The 17,723-nt window shown below is 43.8% G+C and carries 18 protein-coding genes; 16 read left to right on the top strand and 2 right to left on the bottom strand.

Annotated elements, in window-relative coordinates:
- The first annotated feature begins 1 nt into the window (after position 1).
- Together FGL80_RS01520 and FGL80_RS01515 are read left to right on the top strand one after the other, a co-directional pair.
- Complete coding sequence (locus tag FGL80_RS01520; protein WP_055307416.1) at positions 2-1,039, top strand: lipid II:glycine glycyltransferase FemX; 1,038 nt, start codon at positions 2-4, stop codon at positions 1,037-1,039.
- Positions 1,040-1,195: 156 nt separating this feature from the next.
- Positions 1,196-2,026: a Cof-type HAD-IIB family hydrolase gene (locus tag FGL80_RS01515; protein WP_055307417.1), complete on the top strand. Its 831-nt coding sequence runs from the start codon at positions 1,196-1,198 to the stop codon at positions 2,024-2,026.
- A 25-nt stretch (positions 2,027-2,051) separates the two neighbouring features.
- Here the strand turns inward: FGL80_RS01515 and FGL80_RS01510 are convergent, their stop codons facing one another.
- A complete protein-coding gene (locus FGL80_RS01510) occupies positions 2,052-2,540 on the bottom strand; it encodes an aromatic acid exporter family protein (RefSeq protein WP_055307418.1) in 489 nt (162 codons plus the stop codon).
- Between the two features lie 116 nt (positions 2,541-2,656).
- Between FGL80_RS01510 and FGL80_RS01505 the strand changes: the two genes are divergently transcribed.
- The 10 genes from FGL80_RS01505 to FGL80_RS01460 all read left to right on the top strand — a co-directional run bounded on the left by FGL80_RS01505 (position 2,657) and on the right by FGL80_RS01460 (position 11,975).
- Positions 2,657-3,397: a nitroreductase family protein gene (locus FGL80_RS01505; protein ID WP_147001766.1), complete on the top strand. Its 741-nt coding sequence runs from the start codon at positions 2,657-2,659 to the stop codon at positions 3,395-3,397.
- A gap of 172 nt (positions 3,398-3,569) precedes the next feature.
- Positions 3,570-4,550: a type I phosphomannose isomerase catalytic subunit gene (locus FGL80_RS01500; RefSeq protein WP_147001765.1), complete on the top strand. Its 981-nt coding sequence runs from the start codon at positions 3,570-3,572 to the stop codon at positions 4,548-4,550.
- Positions 4,551-4,746: 196 nt separating this feature from the next.
- A complete protein-coding gene (locus FGL80_RS01495; RefSeq protein ID WP_084459886.1) occupies positions 4,747-5,709 on the top strand; it encodes a mannose/fructose/sorbose PTS transporter subunit IIA in 963 nt (320 codons plus the stop codon).
- A gap of 37 nt (positions 5,710-5,746) precedes the next feature.
- On the top strand, positions 5,747-6,556 hold the full coding sequence (locus FGL80_RS01490; RefSeq protein ID WP_055307421.1) for a PTS mannose/fructose/sorbose transporter subunit IIC: 810 nt from the start codon (positions 5,747-5,749) through the stop codon (positions 6,554-6,556).
- 14 nt (positions 6,557-6,570) lie between these two features.
- Positions 6,571-7,482: a PTS system mannose/fructose/sorbose family transporter subunit IID gene (locus tag FGL80_RS01485; RefSeq protein ID WP_055307445.1), complete on the top strand. Its 912-nt coding sequence runs from the start codon at positions 6,571-6,573 to the stop codon at positions 7,480-7,482.
- A gap of 135 nt (positions 7,483-7,617) precedes the next feature.
- Positions 7,618-7,995 (top strand): DUF956 family protein, encoded by a 378-nt coding sequence (locus FGL80_RS01480; RefSeq protein WP_055307422.1) that lies wholly within the window; start codon positions 7,618-7,620, stop codon positions 7,993-7,995.
- Positions 7,995-8,828, top strand: coding sequence for a YitT family protein (locus tag FGL80_RS01475; RefSeq protein ID WP_055307423.1), 834 nt, complete (start codon positions 7,995-7,997; stop codon positions 8,826-8,828). Before FGL80_RS01480 ends, FGL80_RS01475 begins: the two co-directional genes overlap by 1 nt.
- A 147-nt stretch (positions 8,829-8,975) precedes the next feature.
- The gene (gene groES, locus FGL80_RS01470; protein ID WP_010000805.1) at positions 8,976-9,260 is read left to right on the top strand and encodes a co-chaperone GroES; all 285 of its coding nucleotides are present in this window, start codon (positions 8,976-8,978) and stop codon (positions 9,258-9,260) included.
- Between the two features lie 84 nt (positions 9,261-9,344).
- Positions 9,345-10,964 (top strand): chaperonin GroEL, encoded by a 1,620-nt coding sequence (gene groL, locus FGL80_RS01465; protein WP_010000804.1) that lies wholly within the window; start codon positions 9,345-9,347, stop codon positions 10,962-10,964.
- A 123-nt stretch (positions 10,965-11,087) separates the two neighbouring features.
- On the top strand, positions 11,088-11,975 hold the full coding sequence (locus tag FGL80_RS01460; RefSeq protein ID WP_147001764.1) for a prenyltransferase: 888 nt from the start codon (positions 11,088-11,090) through the stop codon (positions 11,973-11,975).
- A gap of 29 nt (positions 11,976-12,004) precedes the next feature.
- Here the strand turns inward: FGL80_RS01460 and cbpA are convergent, their stop codons facing one another.
- The gene (cbpA, locus tag FGL80_RS01455; RefSeq protein WP_147001763.1) at positions 12,005-12,652 is read right to left on the bottom strand and encodes a cyclic di-AMP binding protein CbpA; all 648 of its coding nucleotides are present in this window, start codon (positions 12,650-12,652) and stop codon (positions 12,005-12,007) included.
- Between the two features lie 119 nt (positions 12,653-12,771).
- Here cbpA and pth point away from each other — a divergent pair, with 119 nt between their 5' ends.
- From pth to FGL80_RS01435, 4 genes are all read left to right on the top strand, one after another.
- The gene (gene pth, locus FGL80_RS01450; protein WP_147001762.1) at positions 12,772-13,341 is read left to right on the top strand and encodes an aminoacyl-tRNA hydrolase; all 570 of its coding nucleotides are present in this window, start codon (positions 12,772-12,774) and stop codon (positions 13,339-13,341) included.
- A gap of 38 nt (positions 13,342-13,379) precedes the next feature.
- Positions 13,380-16,907, top strand: coding sequence for a transcription-repair coupling factor (gene mfd, locus FGL80_RS01445; RefSeq protein WP_186737165.1), 3,528 nt, complete (start codon positions 13,380-13,382; stop codon positions 16,905-16,907).
- A gap of 27 nt (positions 16,908-16,934) precedes the next feature.
- Positions 16,935-17,225 (top strand): RNA-binding S4 domain-containing protein, encoded by a 291-nt coding sequence (locus tag FGL80_RS01440; RefSeq protein WP_019041443.1) that lies wholly within the window; start codon positions 16,935-16,937, stop codon positions 17,223-17,225.
- An 81-nt stretch (positions 17,226-17,306) separates the two neighbouring features.
- On the top strand, positions 17,307-17,702 hold the full coding sequence (locus FGL80_RS01435) for an FtsB family cell division protein (RefSeq protein WP_029509550.1): 396 nt from the start codon (positions 17,307-17,309) through the stop codon (positions 17,700-17,702).
- Positions 17,703-17,723 lie beyond the last annotated feature (21 nt).

Below are 17,723 nucleotides of genomic sequence, written 5' to 3'. Positions count from 1 at the left end.
CATGCCGATTTTAGATTTAAATGATCAAGAAAAAGTACAGGCGTATCAACGTTTTGTTCGTGAGGATCCACGTGGCCAGGTGACCCAAGATCCGCTATGGGGTGAACTCAAAGCGAATTGGGGTCATGTTTATGTTTACCATGAAACGGCGGGGCAAATTGATGCAGTCTTAACAGTGTTAACGGTTGAAGCTGTGCCGGGCAAGTTGCTGGGATATGCTGGTCGCGGACCGATTGGCGACATTCATAATGTGGCGTTGATTAAAAGTATGATCCAAGAAGCTTTGGCGGCCTTGCCAGATAATGTCTTCCTCATTCGTTTGGACCCTGAAGTGGCCTATAGCGATGCGTTGAATGCCGAATATCAAGCAGCCGGTTTTGTGACACGTAATCGTGAGATTCACCACATGCATGGGAATATCCAACCACGCAAAAATGTGGTGTTGTATTATGATGGTCGTGGCGAGGGTGCGACACCGATTACGACGGCAGAAGAATTGATGTTACACTTCAAACGTGATTATCGTAACCAAATCCGTCGCGCGGCCAAAGATGGCGTTACCGTGACTGCTGGTGATTCTGAAGCGGATGTGCGCGCCTTTTTTGAGACTTATGTGATGATGGCTGCGGCACAAGGGATTACTCACCGGCCAATTGATTACTTCTTGCGTATGCAACAATTATGGGCTGGCACAGGCTTATTTAAAGTGTTCCTAGCACACTTTGAAGGTCGCGTGATTGCCAGTGGCATTGGTTTTAGCTATGGTGATGAAATTTGGTATATGTATGCCGGTTCTGATCGGCAATATGCTAAGCACTATGGCCCATATGCTGTGCAATGGGAAATGCTAAAATGGGGTCTGGCACTTGGCAAAGTCGAATACGATTTTGGCGGTGTTGGAGATTTTGTACCCGAAGATGGCCTCTATAAATTTAAGCACGGCTTTGCTTATCACGATCCACAAGCCGAATATATTGGTGAACTGGATTGGGTTGTGGATGAAACAGCCTATGAAACTTATCTTGAACAATTTAAATAACCCGCCGTTGGCGGCTTTTTTAGTTATTCAAGACTATGCTATAATTAAAATATTGTGGGCTAATTCATGACGTGGTTGACAAGATATGCAGGTATGGCTTGTGCACGACAAATTTGTTTTAGTAAACGACCGATATTTAAAAGGAGTGTGTTGTGAATGACAATCAAAATGATTGCGTCTGATATGGACGGGACTTTTTTGACAGCAAATGATGAGTATAATCGTCACCGTTTTGAACGTGTCTTGGATCAGCTTCAAGAAAAGGATGTCCGCTTTGTAGCGGCTTCGGGCCGGCAAGTTAAAAACTTGCAACAACTTTTTGCCCCCACAATTGCGAAAGGCTATGAAATCAATTTTGTGGGATCAAATGGCGCCATGGTGGCCACACCGGATGAACAACTCTATTCTGTTCATTTGTCGCCAGCACAATTACATCAAGTGATTGAATGGAATGCCAAGAATCCTGAATCAGCTGAAAATATTATTATCATGACGGGTGATAAGGCAACGTATGTCTCTAACCATGCTACAGGTCCGGTCGCTGATATGGTCTTTCAATTTTATCCAAATGTGAAGCAAGTGGAAAAATTGATGGAAGTTGATGACCACATTTTAGAAGTGACATTTGTCTGGCCAAATGATGAAGTACAACAGCACGTTGCTGAATTGCGACAAGTCTTTGGCGATGAACTCCATGCGACGGGATCAGGATTTGGTTCCGTTGATGTGTTGGGTAAAGGGGTCGACAAAGCGACTGGGTTGCAAGTTTTGCAAGACTACTATGACATTTTAGATCGTGAAGTGATGACCTTTGGTGATAATGGCAACGATTTAGAAATGCTGCAGAAATACGAACATGGCTATGTGATGCCAAATGCCGAACCATTTATGTTACAGGCTGTGGATAAGCGTGCCTTGAACACGAATGTTAACGATGGGGTGTTAGCAACAATCGAAGATTATTTTGGTTTAGCCAGCACTTCATAAATGATAGCAAACAAAAAAAGAAGGTTTACGCCTTCTTTTTTGTTTGCGGTGAAGCAAATCGGTTCACACCAATAGCCACTAAGACCCCCACAAATGTATCTGCAATACGATCAATCACGTAGACAACCGTCGCACCAGCTGGAATATTTAAGGCAATCATCAATAAAGCAGCAAGTGCGCCGATAACCCCACTATTAAAATTAAAACCATCTAAGAAAACAATGGTGATAATCACAAGCAGTGGGAGGATGATAATTGCGACCCAGTCAGCGTGGTCAGTTTGCGTATAAATGAGAAAGTAGACCAAGGCGAGTAAGCCACCAACGGTGTTTGAAATTAAACGGATCTTAGCAAAACTCAGCGTTTGATCCCAACTTTCACGTAAAGCAAAGACAGCCGCTAAAGCAGCGACAAATGGGGGACGGTTAAAGAAATAATAGACGGCAATGATTAACATGACCGCCATGGCTGTTTTTAGCGTCCGTAAACCGATACGGAATCGTCCAAATTGCATAACTGCCTCCACTAATATTCTTATCATTTTATCATAAAAAAATGGTAAAATCTATGTATCACAAAACGAAAGGATCTTGCAACATGGGCTCGATGCGCGTTGCAAGACAACAACACATGTCAAATCCAGTTTTAGATTTATTGAATAACCATCGTTCAATTCGTGCTTATACGAATGAACCGGTCACCGATGACATTGTGACAACGATTTTATCTGCTGCCAATGCGGGACCAAACATGAATAATTACCAACCAGTCACTTTTATTGAAATTACTGACCAAGCATTGAAGGCGGAAATTACAGCACAAGTCGGGATGACTTATATTGAAAGTGCCGCCCGTTATTTTGTGGTTGCCGTCGACTTTAATAAAGACTTGATTGGTTTAACACCGGAAGTACGTGCCTTAGCTGAGGAACGACTATCGACGTATGCTATGTTAGAGGGTGGCATTGTGTCGGCTGGTGTCGCTTTGGGACGCGCCCAAGTAGCCGCAGAAGCGCTTGGTCTGGGCAGTGTGACCATGGCTGGGGCACTAGGCGCCTTTGAATTATATGAACAACATTTACAATTACCAAAGTTCGTGAAAGCAGTCATGGGCTTTTCGATTGGCTACCCAGCACAAGAACCTGGCATTAAGCCAAAGTTACCAATGGCTGGGATGTGGATGAAAAATCATTATGATCAAGACCAAATGGTGGCAGCCGTCACGGCGTATGATCAAACGATGACCACCTATTATGCCGATCGGGGTGTTGATAGTTCCTGGGTGCAAAATAATACGAAACTTTTGACACGACCACGTGACTATACGGGTTTGAACAACTATCCAAAGCAAAAAGGCTTTCGCCTATCATAACGTCACACGACAGTTTAAAGACTAAACACGCATGGGTGTTTAGTCTTTTTATGTGGACAAGACAAATAGGAAGATACCGCCAAAAACAGCCAAAATATGATAAAATGAAAGCGCATACAATTTTTATTATCATTGTATATAAAATAATCAAAAAGGAGATCAAAACGCTATTATGACAATCCTGATGTTAGCACCAGTTTTACAGGAAAAAATTTGGGGTGGCACAAAATTAGCGACGTTTGGCTATCAGTTGCCATCCGACCACGTGGGCGAGGCATGGGTGATTTCCGCGCATGACAATGGGGTCTCAAAGATTACGCAAGGTGAGTTTGCCGGGCAAGACTTAGCTCAGTTGTGGACAGAACGACCAGAACTATTTGGCGGGCATGATCCTGAACAGGCATTTCCTTTATTAGCCAAAATTTTAGATGCCCAAGAAAACTTATCAATTCAGGTACATCCGAATGATAAGCAATCATCTGAAAACTTTGGCAAGACGGAAAGCTGGTATATCTTAGATGCCACACCTGACGCCAAGTTATACTATGGTCATCACGCCTCCACTAAGTCAGCTTTAAAAACAATGGTTGACGAACGTGAATGGTCGCAATTACTGCGTACAATTCCGGTGCAAAAGGGGGATTTCTTTTATGTCCCAGCTGGGACTTTTCATGCCTTGGGCGCTGGCGTATTAGCCCTAGAAATCCAACAAAGTTCCGATTCGACTTATCGTTTCTATGACTTTGATCGCGTGGATGCCACAACGCAGCAACCACGATCATTGCAAATTGATGCCGCACTGAGTGTCACTAAAGCGCCCCATGTTGATCCAATCTTGAACCAGAGATCGCGGTTGCAAGATCAAACAATCTTGACGCGTTTACTGACGTCGCCTAAGTTCACCATCGATAAGTTATCTGTTCGTGGGGAAAGTCATTTTAACCAGCACCATGACTACGAATTGTTTAATGTGATTGCCGGGGACTTAACTTTGACGGCTGAAGGGACGACGTACCACCTTAAAAAAGGCGATAATTTTATCATGCTAAAAGATACCGGTAATTATACATTATCGGGTTATGGTGAAGTGATTGTCAGCTTTATAACCCCAACAAGTTATCGTGAACAAGAGCTGTCATATCTTGATAATTAAGGGCAGAGCTGTTTTCAGGAAAGCGCGTGTAAAAAGCTTGCAAAAATGTAATGAAAGCGTTTACTTTTCATTAACAATGATGTATACTAATGACTGTAAACAATAACGGCAATAATATTTATTGTGAAAGCGTTTACATCGCGATTAAATTCATATATAATCGTACAGTAAACATTTATTGAGAAGGAGATTATCGATGGTTAATCTTATTGTTGCTAGTCATGGTGACTTTGCAAAAGGCATTATCATGTCGGGTTCAATGATTTTCGGTGAACAAGAAAACGTTGAAGTCGTGACATTCCAGCCGACTGAAGGACCAGACGATTTAGATAAGCATTATCAAGATGCCTTGGCAAAGTTTGATAATGACGACGACACATTGTTCTTGGTTGACTTGTGGGGTGGTTCACCGTTTAACCGTGCCAGCCTCATCCAACAACAAAATCCAGAACACGTCGCGATTGTGTCTGGGTTGAACTTGCCAATGTTGATTGAAGCTTATGGCGGTCGCCTAGGGATGAATTCAGCAGCTGATTTGGCGAAGTACTTAGTGCCAGTCTCAAAAGATGGTGTGAAGTCAGTGCCAGAAGCTGAAGAAGCAAAACCAGCGGCGTCAGAAAAGGCCGAAGCTAAAGCTGGTGCGACTGATGGTTTGAAGCCAGGTCACATCAACATCAATTTGGCACGTTTGGATACACGTTTGTTGCACGGTCAAGTGGCGACAGCTTGGACGCCATATTCAAAGGCTAACCGTATTATCGTTGTTTCTGACGCGGTTGCCCGTGATGAATTGCGTAAGAACTTGATCAAGCAAGCAGCACCAAACGGTGTGAAGGCGAACATCGTGCCAATCAGCAAGATGGAAGAAGTCGCCAAGGACGATCGTTTCGGTGGCGTTGATGCACTCTTGTTGTTTGAAACAGTGCAAGATGTTCTCCGTGCCGTTGAAGGTGGTGTGCCAATTAAGACACTTAATGTCGGTTCAATGGCGCATTCTGAAGGTAAAACGATGGTCAACAAGGTCTTATCAATGGACAAGGCAGACGTTGAAGCATTTGAAAAGTTACGTGACTTGGGTGTTGAATTTGACGTCCGCAAGGTGCCAAGTGATAGCAAGGCCAACTTGTTTGACTTAATTAAAAAAGCTAACGTTCAATAAGACTTTTGAAACGTTGATTAGGAAAGGTGTTTAACATATGTCTATTATCTCAATGGTTTTAGTCGTAATCATTGCCTTCTTCGCAGGTATGGAAGGTATTTTGGATGAATTTCAAATTCACCAACCATTGGTTTCGGCAACATTAATTGGTTTGGTCACTGGCCATTTGACTGCAGGTATTATCCTTGGTGGTTCATTGCAAATGATCGCCTTAGGTTGGGCTAACATCGGTGCCGCTGTTGCACCGGACGTGGCCTTGGCTTCTGTCGCTTCAGCGATTATCATGATTAAGGGTAATAACTTCACGCCAACAGGTATCTCTGTGGCCGTTGCTTCAGCTATTCCTTTGGCTGTTGCTGGTTTGTTCTTGACAATGATCGTGCGTACCATTTCTGTTGGTTTGACGCACGGTGCCGATGCGGCTGCCAAGGACGGTAACTATCGTGCAATTGAACGTTACCACTTGATTGGTATCTTGTTGCAAGGTTTGCGTATTGCGATCCCAGCTGCTTTGTTGATTGCAGTCCCTGCGTCAGCTGTTCAAAATGCTTTGGCAGCAATGCCAGAATGGTTGACTGGTGGTATGGCTATCGGTGGTGGTATGGTTGTCGCCGTTGGTTACGCATTGGTTATCAACATGATGGCAACACGCGAAGTATGGCCATTCTTCGCAATTGGTTTTGCCTTGGCCGCTGTAAGTCAACTCACATTGATCGCACTTGGTGCAATCGGTGTGGCCTTGGCTCTTATCTACCTTAACCTATCAAAGATGGGTGGTAACGGTGGCGGTGGTTCAAATGGCAACGGCTCGGGCGACCCAGTCGGTGAAATTTTGGATCAATACTAGGAAGGAGCAACATGATGGCTGAAAAAATTGAATTAACACGTAGTGATCGTCTATCTGTTGCATGGCGTTCACAGTTCTTACAAGGTTCATGGAACTACGAACGTATGCAAAACGTGGGTTGGGCTTATGCCTTGATCCCAGCAATTAAGAAATTATATACAACAAAAGAAGATCGAGTAGCCGCTTTAAAGCGTCACTTGGAATTCTTTAACACACATCCTTATGTTGCTTCACCAATCATTGGTGTAACTTTGGCGCTGGAAGAAGAACGTGCCAATGGTGCAGCGATTGATGATACAGCAATTCAAGGTGTGAAGATTGGTATGATGGGACCTTTGGCTGGTATTGGTGATCCGGTCTTCTGGTTCACAGTGCGTCCAATCTTAGGTGCGCTAGGTGCCTCATTGGCCCTTTCTGGTAATATTCTTGGTCCAATCTTGTTCTTCGTTTTGTGGAACTTGATTCGTATGTCATTTATCTGGTATACCCAAGAATTCGGTTATAAGGCCGGTTCTGCGATTACACAAGACTTGTCAGGTGGCCTCTTGAAGGACATCACTAAGGGTGCCTCAATCCTGGGAATGTTTATCTTGGCCGTTCTGGTTGAGCGTTGGGTTTCAATCAAGTTTGTCGTTAACCTACCAGCTAAGAAGTTAGCTGAAGGGGCTTACATTGATTTCCCAAGTGGTGCTGTGACCGGTGGTAAGTTGCAACAAATTTTGAGTGATCAAGCTGCTGGTTTGTCATTGACAAAGATGGCACCAAACACATTGCAAGCAAACTTGGATAGTTTGGTACCTGGTTTGATGGGATTGGCATTGACATTCTTGGCTATGTGGTTGTTGAAGAAGAACGTGTCACCAATTGCAATGATTGTTGGTATCTTCGTCTTCGGAATCATCATGCATGCCTTGCACATCATGTAAGCATGAATTAAATTATTACGATAAAGGGCGCCCGTCATTTTAGACGAGCGCCTTTGTACATAAAAGAAAAGTTATTGAGTATGCCTATCATTTAATGATACGATTAAAGTATGATAGGTGAGGAGGGTAATCAGAATGGTACAATCACTGAATACTAAAGTAGCGTTAACAGCTAAAGGGATTTCGTATTTAGGTATTGGTGCGCAATACGGTAAATTTCTAGTGGGTGATCGCGCATTTGAATTTTTTAATGATAATAACGTGGCTGACTATATTCAAATTCCTTGGGCGAACGTGACGGCGGTGTATGCGAATGTTTCGCGGCATCAAGTCAGTCGGCGTTTCCGAATTGATACAGATCGTGGCAGTTTTTCCTTTTCATCACCGGAGTCTGGGAAGGTGTTAAAGGCCATTCGTGATCAAATTGGTCATGAAAAGGTCTTAAAACAACCCACTTTAATCTCACGTTTGAAAGCACTATTTAAAAAGAAGGATAAAAAGAAAGGCGTTTAATGAAATTATTACGGCAGTACCAGATTTTACGTTATTTAACGATTGTTGTCGCTTTGGAATTCGTCGCCATTAGCATTAACTTTTTTTACGCACCAGCTAAAGTTGCGGCTGGTGGGGCGACAGGTTTTGCTATCTTGCTGAATGAATTAGTTGGGATTGATCGTGCGGTGACCGTCTTAGTGGTTAATATTTTGATGATCATCTTGGCGGCAATTTTTTTAGATCGTGGCACAACGATGCGCATTACTTTTGGCAGTCTGTTATTGCCGATATTATTGAAAATAACGCCTAGTCATCAAATTTTAACCGATAGAACGTTTGCTGTTTTGGTTGGTGGGGCAATTTTTGCGTTTGGTGTGGCGATGCTTTATCGAGTGGAGGCGTCCAGTGGTGGCACGGCTGTACCGCCAATGATTTTGAAGAAATATTTCCGCATTGCACCAGCGTTATCGTTATTGGTTATTGACCTATTTGTGTCGTTAGGCAACCTACTAACGGATGGCCTGGAAGCCTTTATTTTGGCGGTGTTTTCGCTGATTATTACGGCCGTTGTGATGAACTATATTGAGACAGGTCTTGATCGGCGTAAAATGGTGTATATCACGAGTAACGATCATATTGAAGCGGTTAAAGCCTATTTGAAAGAAAATGATACGAGTTACACACTGATGAATGTTCGCGGTGGGTACACGGATAGCAATCGGGATATGTTGATGGTGATTTTAGAAAATCAAGATTACAATCACTTGGTCCGCGGTGTGCATCAAGTCGATCCCACTGCTTTCATGATTGCTTACGACATTAGTGAAGCGCATGGCGGCACGTTTATATAGAAATACTTAGGTCTACTTTGGGCGACAAAATTAGTCTACAAAAGTAGGCTTTTTTTATTGACAAATATCCGGACAGTGCTATAATAATAGTTGTAATTAGCACTCGCATAAAAAGAGTGCTAAAACTTAAAATTGGAGGTATGTCTCATGTTGAAGCCATTGGGTGATCGCGTGATTATTGAAGTAACTGAAGCTGCGGAAGAAACTGTTGGTGGCATTCTCTTGGCAACAAATGCTAAGGAAAAGCCAGTCACAGGTAAGGTCGTTGCCGTAGGTTCAGGATATGTCCTAAACGATGGGACAGTCCGCGAATTAACTGTGAAGACAGGTGATGAAGTACTTTTTGATAAGTACGCAGGGCAAGAAGTATCATTTGAAGGAAATGACTACCTTGCACTACATGAAAAGGATATTGTTGCCATTGTGGCGTAATTTTTGTGCCAAGTTAAGTCGGTACAAACAACTATATATTTAAACTGTAGATTTAAAATGAATTACTAGAGAGGGAATGTATTCATGGCAAAAGAAATTAAGTTTTCAGAAGATGCTCGTGCTAAGATGAAGGTCGGTGTCGACAAGTTAGCTGACACTGTTAAGACAACAATTGGACCAAAGGGTCGTAACGTTGTATTGGAGCAATCATACGGCGCACCAACTATTACAAACGATGGTGTGACGATCGCTAAGGCAATTGAATTAGAAGATCATTTTGAAAACATGGGGGCTAAGTTAGTTGCTGAAGTGGCTTCAAAGACAAATGACATTGCCGGAGACGGAACGACAACAGCTACAGTCTTGACACAAGCTATTGTGAGTGAAGGTCTTAAGAACGTGACAGCTGGTGCGAACCCCGTAGGTATTCGTACTGGTATCGAACGTGCTACAGCTGCAGCCGTTGCGAAGTTGCACGACATGTCACACACTGTTAATACAAAGGCTGAAATCGCCCAAATCGCCTCAATCTCAGCTGCTAACGAAGAAGTTGGTGCTTTGATCGCTGAAGCGATGGAAAAGGTTGGTAACGACGGCGTTATCACAATTGAAGAATCAAAGGGTATCGAAACAACTTTGGATGTTGTTGAGGGGATGCAATTTGATCGTGGTTACATGTCACAATACATGGTCACAGATAGTGAAAAGATGGAAGCTAACTTAGACAACCCTTACATCTTGATCACAGACAAGAAGATTGCTAACATTCAAGAAATCTTGCCAGTATTGCAACAAGTGGTTGAACAAGGTCGTGCCATGTTGATTATTGCTGACGACATTACTGGGGAAGCTTTGCCAACACTTGTTTTGAACAAGATGCGTGGTACGTTTAATGTTGTTGCCGTTAAGGCACCAGGCTTTGGTGACCGTCGTAAGGCACAACTTGAAGATATCGCTATTTTGACTGGTGGTACAGTAATTGCTGAAGACCTTGGTTTGAACTTGAAGGACGTGACAATTGATCAACTTGGTCAAGCAAGCAAGGTCAACGTCACAAAGGACAACACAACAATCGTTGAAGGTGCCGGTGATAAGGCTGCCGTAGCTGCTCGCGTTGAAACAATCAAGCAACAAATTGCTGAAACAACTTCTGACTTTGATCGTGAAAAGTTGCAAGAACGTTTGGCAAAGTTGTCTGGTGGTGTTGCTGTGATTAACGTTGGTGCGGCAACTGAAACTGAATTGAAGGAACGTAAGTACCGCATCGAAGACGCCTTGAACGCAACACGCGCTGCCGTGCAAGAAGGCTTCGTTGCCGGTGGTGGTACAGCCCTTGTGAATGCTATTTCAGCTGTTGCTGAATTATCAGAAGAAGGTGACATTCAAACTGGTGTCAACACTGTGATGAAGGCATTGGAAGCACCTGTTCGTCAAATCGCTGAAAACGCTGGTCTTGAAGGTTCAGTCATTGTTAACAAGTTGAAGGAACAACCAGAAGGCTTTGGTTTCAATGCTGCAACTGGTGAATGGGTTGACATGATTGCTGCTGGTATCGTGGACCCAACAAAGGTAACGCGTTCAGCATTGCAAAATGCCGCCTCAGTTTCAGCTTTGTTGTTGACAACTGAAGCAGTGGTTGCTGAATTACCAAAGGATGATGCTATGCCTGCAATGCCACAAGGTGGTATGCCAGGTATGATGTAATCTGTTAGATTAGATTAAAAAACACGACTTAAGGTCGTGTTTTTTTGTGTTGTGGACTCATGAGCGGGCATGTCGTCGATTGCATTTTTCTGGTAGAATAGGTTACTAGAGGTTAATACGACAATGACACCAAAACAGTTTTTAGATTTAGTTGAAATTCGGGTGGTAATCCCCAGTGTTGCGCCATTGCTGGTGGGGTTAGCTTATAGTCAATGGCAATATGCGCGATTAAATTGGTTGAATGCAACATTGCTCATCATTGCAACGACTAGCGTGCATTTAGCAGTGAATACATTTAATCGTTATGAAGATGCGAAACGCCAAAAGAATAACGCCTTTTTGCGTGAGGAAGCGGCTGGAGAAGAAATTTCTAACCATCAGGTGCGAAATGTTGCGCTCGCTTTAGGTGTGATTGCAGCACTGGCCGGAGTGGCCGTAGCGTTGCGTACCGGTTATGTGACTTGGATTATTGGGATTGTCAGTTTTTTAATTGGTTATCTCTATTCAGCGGGGCCAAAACCAATTACGAACACGCCATTTGGTGAACTTGTCTCTGGCTTGACGATGGGTTACTTTATCTTTGTCGCGCAAGTGTACGTCAACACGCACATGACGCCTATGCCGAGTGTCTTACTCCAATGGTTTGTGGTCAGCTTCCCGTTAACTGTGTTTATTGCGGAAATTATGTTGGCAAATAATATTGCTGATCATGATGAAGATGAAGAAAACAATCGCCACACCTTGGTGCACTATATTGGCGTATCAGCGGCCAAGCAGCTCTATCTTGTTTTGGCAATCATTGCGTTTGCGGAATTGATCTTAGTGACGTTGGTCGGTTGGTTGCCGATTACCAGTTATGCGATGATTGTCTTGTTGCCCATTGTGATTCGTCATGCACGTGATTTTATTGCCCGTCCGATTAAACGTGAAACCTTTATTTTAGCCATTAAAAATCTAGTCATTGTCATGTTGGGGATGACTGTCGCCATTGTGGCAGGGCTATTGTTATAAAAAAGACGACCGCAATTGCGGTCGTCTTTTTAGTTAAAACGTCGTAAATCTTCAATACTTGTAACAGTAAAGCCCTTCTTTTCAAGGCGTGTCACCAGTTTTTGCAACTGTTCGCTGTCGATTGCGAGGGGCAACGTGAACATGAGTGATGTGGGCGTTGCTTGTTGTGGTTGAATGCTTAAAACAGATTCGATGTTGGAATAGCGGGCGATAATGCTCGCTATTTTTTTCAAGTCACCTTGCGTGTTATGTGAGGTAACTGAAATGGCAACCCCGCCGGTACGAACGGACCAACTCTGTGACAAAAGATCCATCAGGGCGTCATGGGTGAAGATGCCGGCGAAGTGGTGTTGTTCATCGAGTACCGCGATAAAAGGCAAATCACGGATCGCAAAAAAGACCTCGTAAAATTGACTTGTGGTATAAATAAACTTGGTTGAATTGCGCATGATAGCCGTTACGGGCAAGTTCATGTCGCCGTTTTTGGCGATGTGTTCGTAAACATGTTGCTTATAAACGTTACCGCGAAAGAGTTTGCCAGATTCATCCAAAATTGGCATTGTGCGCGTATGCGCCTCCGCAGCTGAATTAAACAAATCATTCACTTGCGCAATTGTCGTATTTTCTGTAACTGTTGTCAATTCAGACTTTGGGGTGATGAGAGATTCGTGGAGCATATGCGTGTCCTAAAATTAAATTTTTTATCATGAAATAGCCATATATCATGATAACACAGAATTCTGTTATACTGGTAGATAAGATTGAGAATTTTAGTAAGGATAGATAAAAAGCTGACATGAAATATATTATTGGACTCGGAAACATTGGCTCAAAATATGAACAAACACGCCATAACATTGGTTTTATGGCCGTTGATGCCTTTGCAGCGGCGCACCAAGTCGCCTTTTCACCAAGTAAACACTTTGCCTTAACGGCCAAAGTGACCGTGGCTGGTGTGCAAGTCATGTTGGTCAAACCAACAACTTATATGAACGATTCAGGTAAAGCGGTACGCGCTGTTTTAGACTATTTTGGTGGGGCAATTGATGATGATGTCCTTGTGCTGGTGGACGATATGGATTTGCCATTTGGTAAATTACGCTTTCGCGGAAAAGGGTCAGCCGGTGGCCATAATGGCTTGAAGTCCATTATGGCGCATACTGATTCCCAGACATTTCTACGTTTGAAGTTTGGACTCGGTCATCCAGAACGTGACAAGCAAGCAGTGATTAACTACGTGTTAGGAAAGTTTACACCAGCTGAGATGCCAGCGGTTGAACAAATGCTAGATCGCAGCGTCGCAGCGATGACTGACTGGATTAAAGGGGCTGACGTGGCACAATTGAGTAACCAGTATAACGGTTAACATGTGTCACCGATTAGTGATTTGTGGGCAAGGGGAGTATGGATTATATGTTAACGGATTTTCTAGCACAATCAGAAACAATTCAAAATATTACGACTCACGCCACTGAGGATTCGACCCAACTCTTGTTAGGGGTACATGGTAGCGCGCGTGCTGCCAGTATTGCGGCGCTTTATCAAGCCCAACCACGCCAAATGTTGGTGGTGACTGATACACAGGTGCATGCTGATCAACTTTTGGCTGATTTATCCCAGCTGACGGCGGCTATGGGATTTCCGGCGGAAGAATCATTAGCAACAGAAATGGCCATTAGCTCACCCGAATTGCGTATGCAACGTGTGGCCACACTGTTGGCCTTGCGACGCCAAGAAAAAGTGATTGTCGTGACAAGTTTGGCGGGCGTTGAACGCCTGTTGCCAAAGCCAGAAACGTTGGATCAGGCCAGCTTGAACTTGGCTGTCGGAGAGACGTATGCGCTTGACGATATCAAAGCGACTTTGATGATGATGGGGTACACGCCAACTAAGTTGGTGCAAACCCCTGGCGAATTTGCGCAACGCGGGTCCATTATTGACATTTATCCGTTCACTGGTGAGGAACCCGTGCGACTGGACTTTTTTGATGATGAATTAGATCAAATTAAAAGTTTTGATGTAAGTACGCAAAAGCGGACAGGCAATTTTGAGACAGCCACCATTGAACCGGTGACGGATTTTATTGTGTCAGAAACGGATTATACGGCCGCTGCTGCTAGTATTGAAGCTGCCTTTAATGACTACCGTCGTGAGCTTGTTGGCGTGGAAAAGAAGCATGCCACGACTGGTTTTGCGTTAACGCATCAGTTGTTAGAAACACGTGTGCGTGAAAATCGCTTGTTGCCGTATGCGACCCACTTTTTCGGTGGTGAAACGACGCTGTTGGCTTATTTCCAACCGGATCATTTGTTGATATTGGATGAATATACACGGATTAAAGAAACTGGACTCACCCAACATAATCAAGCGCAAGAATGGGTTGAACAGCAAATCTCAAGTTATCAATTACTACCGCGGCAGACTTTTCGTGCTGATTTGACGGCGCTATTGCATCAAGATAAGCGGGCAACCTTGTATTTGGCGAATTTTAAGCGTGGCCTAAGCCAAATGAAATGGACAAATCTCGTTGAAGTGACTACGCGACCGGCAAATCAATATTATGGTCAAATGCCAGCGTTAATGACGGATCTTGATCAAGCTCAAGGGGCGGGGACAACCGTCATTTTATTGCTTGATGATGCCAAACAACGTCAAAATTTTCAGGCGACATTGACTGATTTAGAACAGCCAGTACTGGAGACCCGCGCGGTCCAGCCCCATCACGTTCAAATGATGGCTGGTGACTTGTCGGCCGGCTTTGAATGGCCTCAGTTGCACCTTACAGTGTTAACGGCACACGAACTGTTTGCCAAATCACGCCGGACAACGCCACGTCCGCGACAAATGGCGAATGCCGAACGGTTGAAGTCATATAATGAGTTAAATGTGGGCGATTATGTCGTCCACGTTAACCATGGTATTGGTCGTTACGAAGGCTTACAGACCATGACGGTTGATGGTGGTAAACAAGATTACCTCACGATTGCTTATCAAAAAAATGCCAAGATTTTTATTCCCGTTACCCAATTAAATTTGATTCAAAAATATATTGGGGCTTCTGATGCTGCTAAGGCACCCAAGTTAAATAAGTTGGGTGGTACCGAGTGGGCGAAGACCAAGCGCCAAGTCGCAGCTAAAATCGAAGACATTGCGGATGATTTACTCGAGTTATACGCGCAGCGTGAAGCGGAAGCTGGGTATGCTTTTCCACCAGATGACACGGCGCAATTGAAATTTGATACGGCATTTGGTTATCCAGAAACACCTGACCAGATCCGATCAATTGAAGAAATTAAAGCAGACATGCAAAAACCACGACCAATGGATCGGTTGCTGGTCGGCGATGTTGGTTTTGGTAAAACGGAAGTCGCTTTACGGGCGATTTTCAAAGCGGCCCATGCAGGGAAGCAAGTTGCCTTTCTGGCACCAACAACAATCTTAGTCCAACAACACTATGAGACAATGTTGGCGCGCTTTAGTGCGTTTCCTGAATTAAAAATTGGCGTGTTAAGTCGCTTTCAAACGCCAGCGCAGAATAAAGCGGTGATTGCTAAGCTAAAGGCACATGAAATTGACATCGTGGTAGGCACGCATCGTTTGCTGAGCCAAGATGTGACGTTTGCTGATTTGGGCCTCTTAGTCATTGATGAAGAACAACGCTTTGGGGTGAAGCATAAGGAGCGGTTGAAGCAGTTGCGTCACAGTGTTGACGTCCTGACATTGACTGCAACGCCAATCCCGAGAACGTTAAATATGGCGATGGTTGGTGCGCGTGATTTATCAGTGATTGAAACGCCGCCAGCTAATCGTTTCCCGATTCAAACATATGTATTGGAAGCAGACTGGACCATTGTGCGTAATGCCATTGAAAAAGAGTTGGCACGTGATGGCCAGGTGTTTTATTTGCACAATCGGGTGGCCGACTTGGACCGTGTGGTGAGTCAAATTGAAGAATTGGTCCCATCCGCACGCGTGGCGGCGATTCACGGGCAAATGTCTGAAACGCAATTAGAAAGCATTCTATTTGATTTTTTGAATGGGAATTATGATGTTTTGGTGACCACCACCATCATTGAAACTGGTGTGGATATTCCGAATGCCAACACACTCATTGTTGAAAATGCGGATCACATGGGCTTATCGCAGCTTTATCAGTTGCGTGGTCGTGTCGGCCGTTCTACCCGTTTAGCCTATGCTTACTTCACTTATCCTTTTTCACGGACACCCAGTGAAGAAGCGGAAAAGCGCCTAGCGGCGATTCGTGATTTTACGGAATTAGGTTCTGGTTTCCGGATTGCCATGCGTGATTTGAGTATTCGTGGCGCTGGTGACTTATTAGGGAAGCAACAACACGGCTTTATTGATTCAGTGGGTTATGACATGTATACCCAACTGCTCAAAGAAGCTGTGGCCAAGAAACAAGGTCACCATGACGCCACACCGGCACAACAAGAAACCGATGCGGAATTGATTTTGGGTGTTTTGGCCTATTTGCCAGAAGACTACGTGGCGGATAATGCGCAAAAAATTGAGTTATATACCCGTATTCGACAAGCACGTACGGATGACGACTTTGCAGATATTGAAGCGGATATGCTGGATCGTTTTGGGGATATGCCAGATGAGGTCGCGCGTTTGCTTTTGGTAGGGCAGATTAAACAGCTAGCTGATCAAGCCCAAGTTACCAATATTCGCCGACAACGCCAACAATTGGTGATGACCTTTAGCCCAGAAGCAACAGCCAATTTGGCAGGGGAAGCGGTATTTGCAACTTTGGTTGATGTGCCGTTAAAGGTCGCAGTCCGGTCGGAATCAGGACAATTACAAGTCATTATGACTGTCAATGACGTCGCCGAAAGTAGCATTTGGCTCCATATCCTGAAGGATTATTTACGTGTCGTCATTGCGAAACAACAAGAAAGTAAGGGATAACGTCTGTTATCCAGAAAAGAGAACACTATGCGATTAGATAAATATTTAAAAGTGTCACGACTCATTAAGCGTCGGACGGTAGCAAAAGAGATTTCAGACCAAGGTCGTATTTCAATTAATGGTAAAGTGGCCAAGTCATCATCTGATGTGTCAACTAATGACGAATTGGAAATCCGTTTTGGAAATAAAACGTTGACGGTTAAGGTCTTAAAAATTGTTGAAACAACCAAAAAAGACGAAGCCGCTGATATGTATGAAATTGTGAGTGAAACATTTGCGCAAGATTTCCGTACGGATAGCGACGACGCAAACGCTTAAAAGCACGCTTAAATTTTAAGTAAGTTTAAAGAATATTGAAAAAATCCTAAGAACGTGACAAACTAGCATTAGGTGAAATTCATGTCGACTTACAACAGAAGACAATTGAATAAGCAGCGTGTTCATCCAGAAATACAACAAATTATTCGGAATTCTGAACCAGCTAACATGCAGGCGAAGCGTCATTATCAAAAGGCGCACGCTAACCGTGAAAAAAGAATCCTGTTCTTTGGCGCCATTTTTGCGACAATTTTTGCGGTACAATTATTGATTAGTCAAGTTAAGCTACACGCTGCTAATGCAACGTTGACAACAACGCAATCACGGTTAATTGCGGTTAAAAAAGCGAACAGCGAGTTAAAAGCTGATCAGAAGCGTTTAAACGACCCAACTTATCTACAACAGATTTTGCGAGATAAGTATGGCTATACGAAATCAGGTGAGATTGTTTATAATCTACCGTCAGACCATAACTAACAAGCACCTTAAGGGTGCTTT

The organism is Leuconostoc lactis (assembly GCF_007954625.1).
Lineage (GTDB): Bacteria > Bacillota > Bacilli > Lactobacillales > Lactobacillaceae > Leuconostoc > Leuconostoc lactis_A.
The sequence above is the reverse complement of the archived record's forward strand: the minus strand, read 5'-3'. Positions and strand labels throughout refer to the sequence as shown.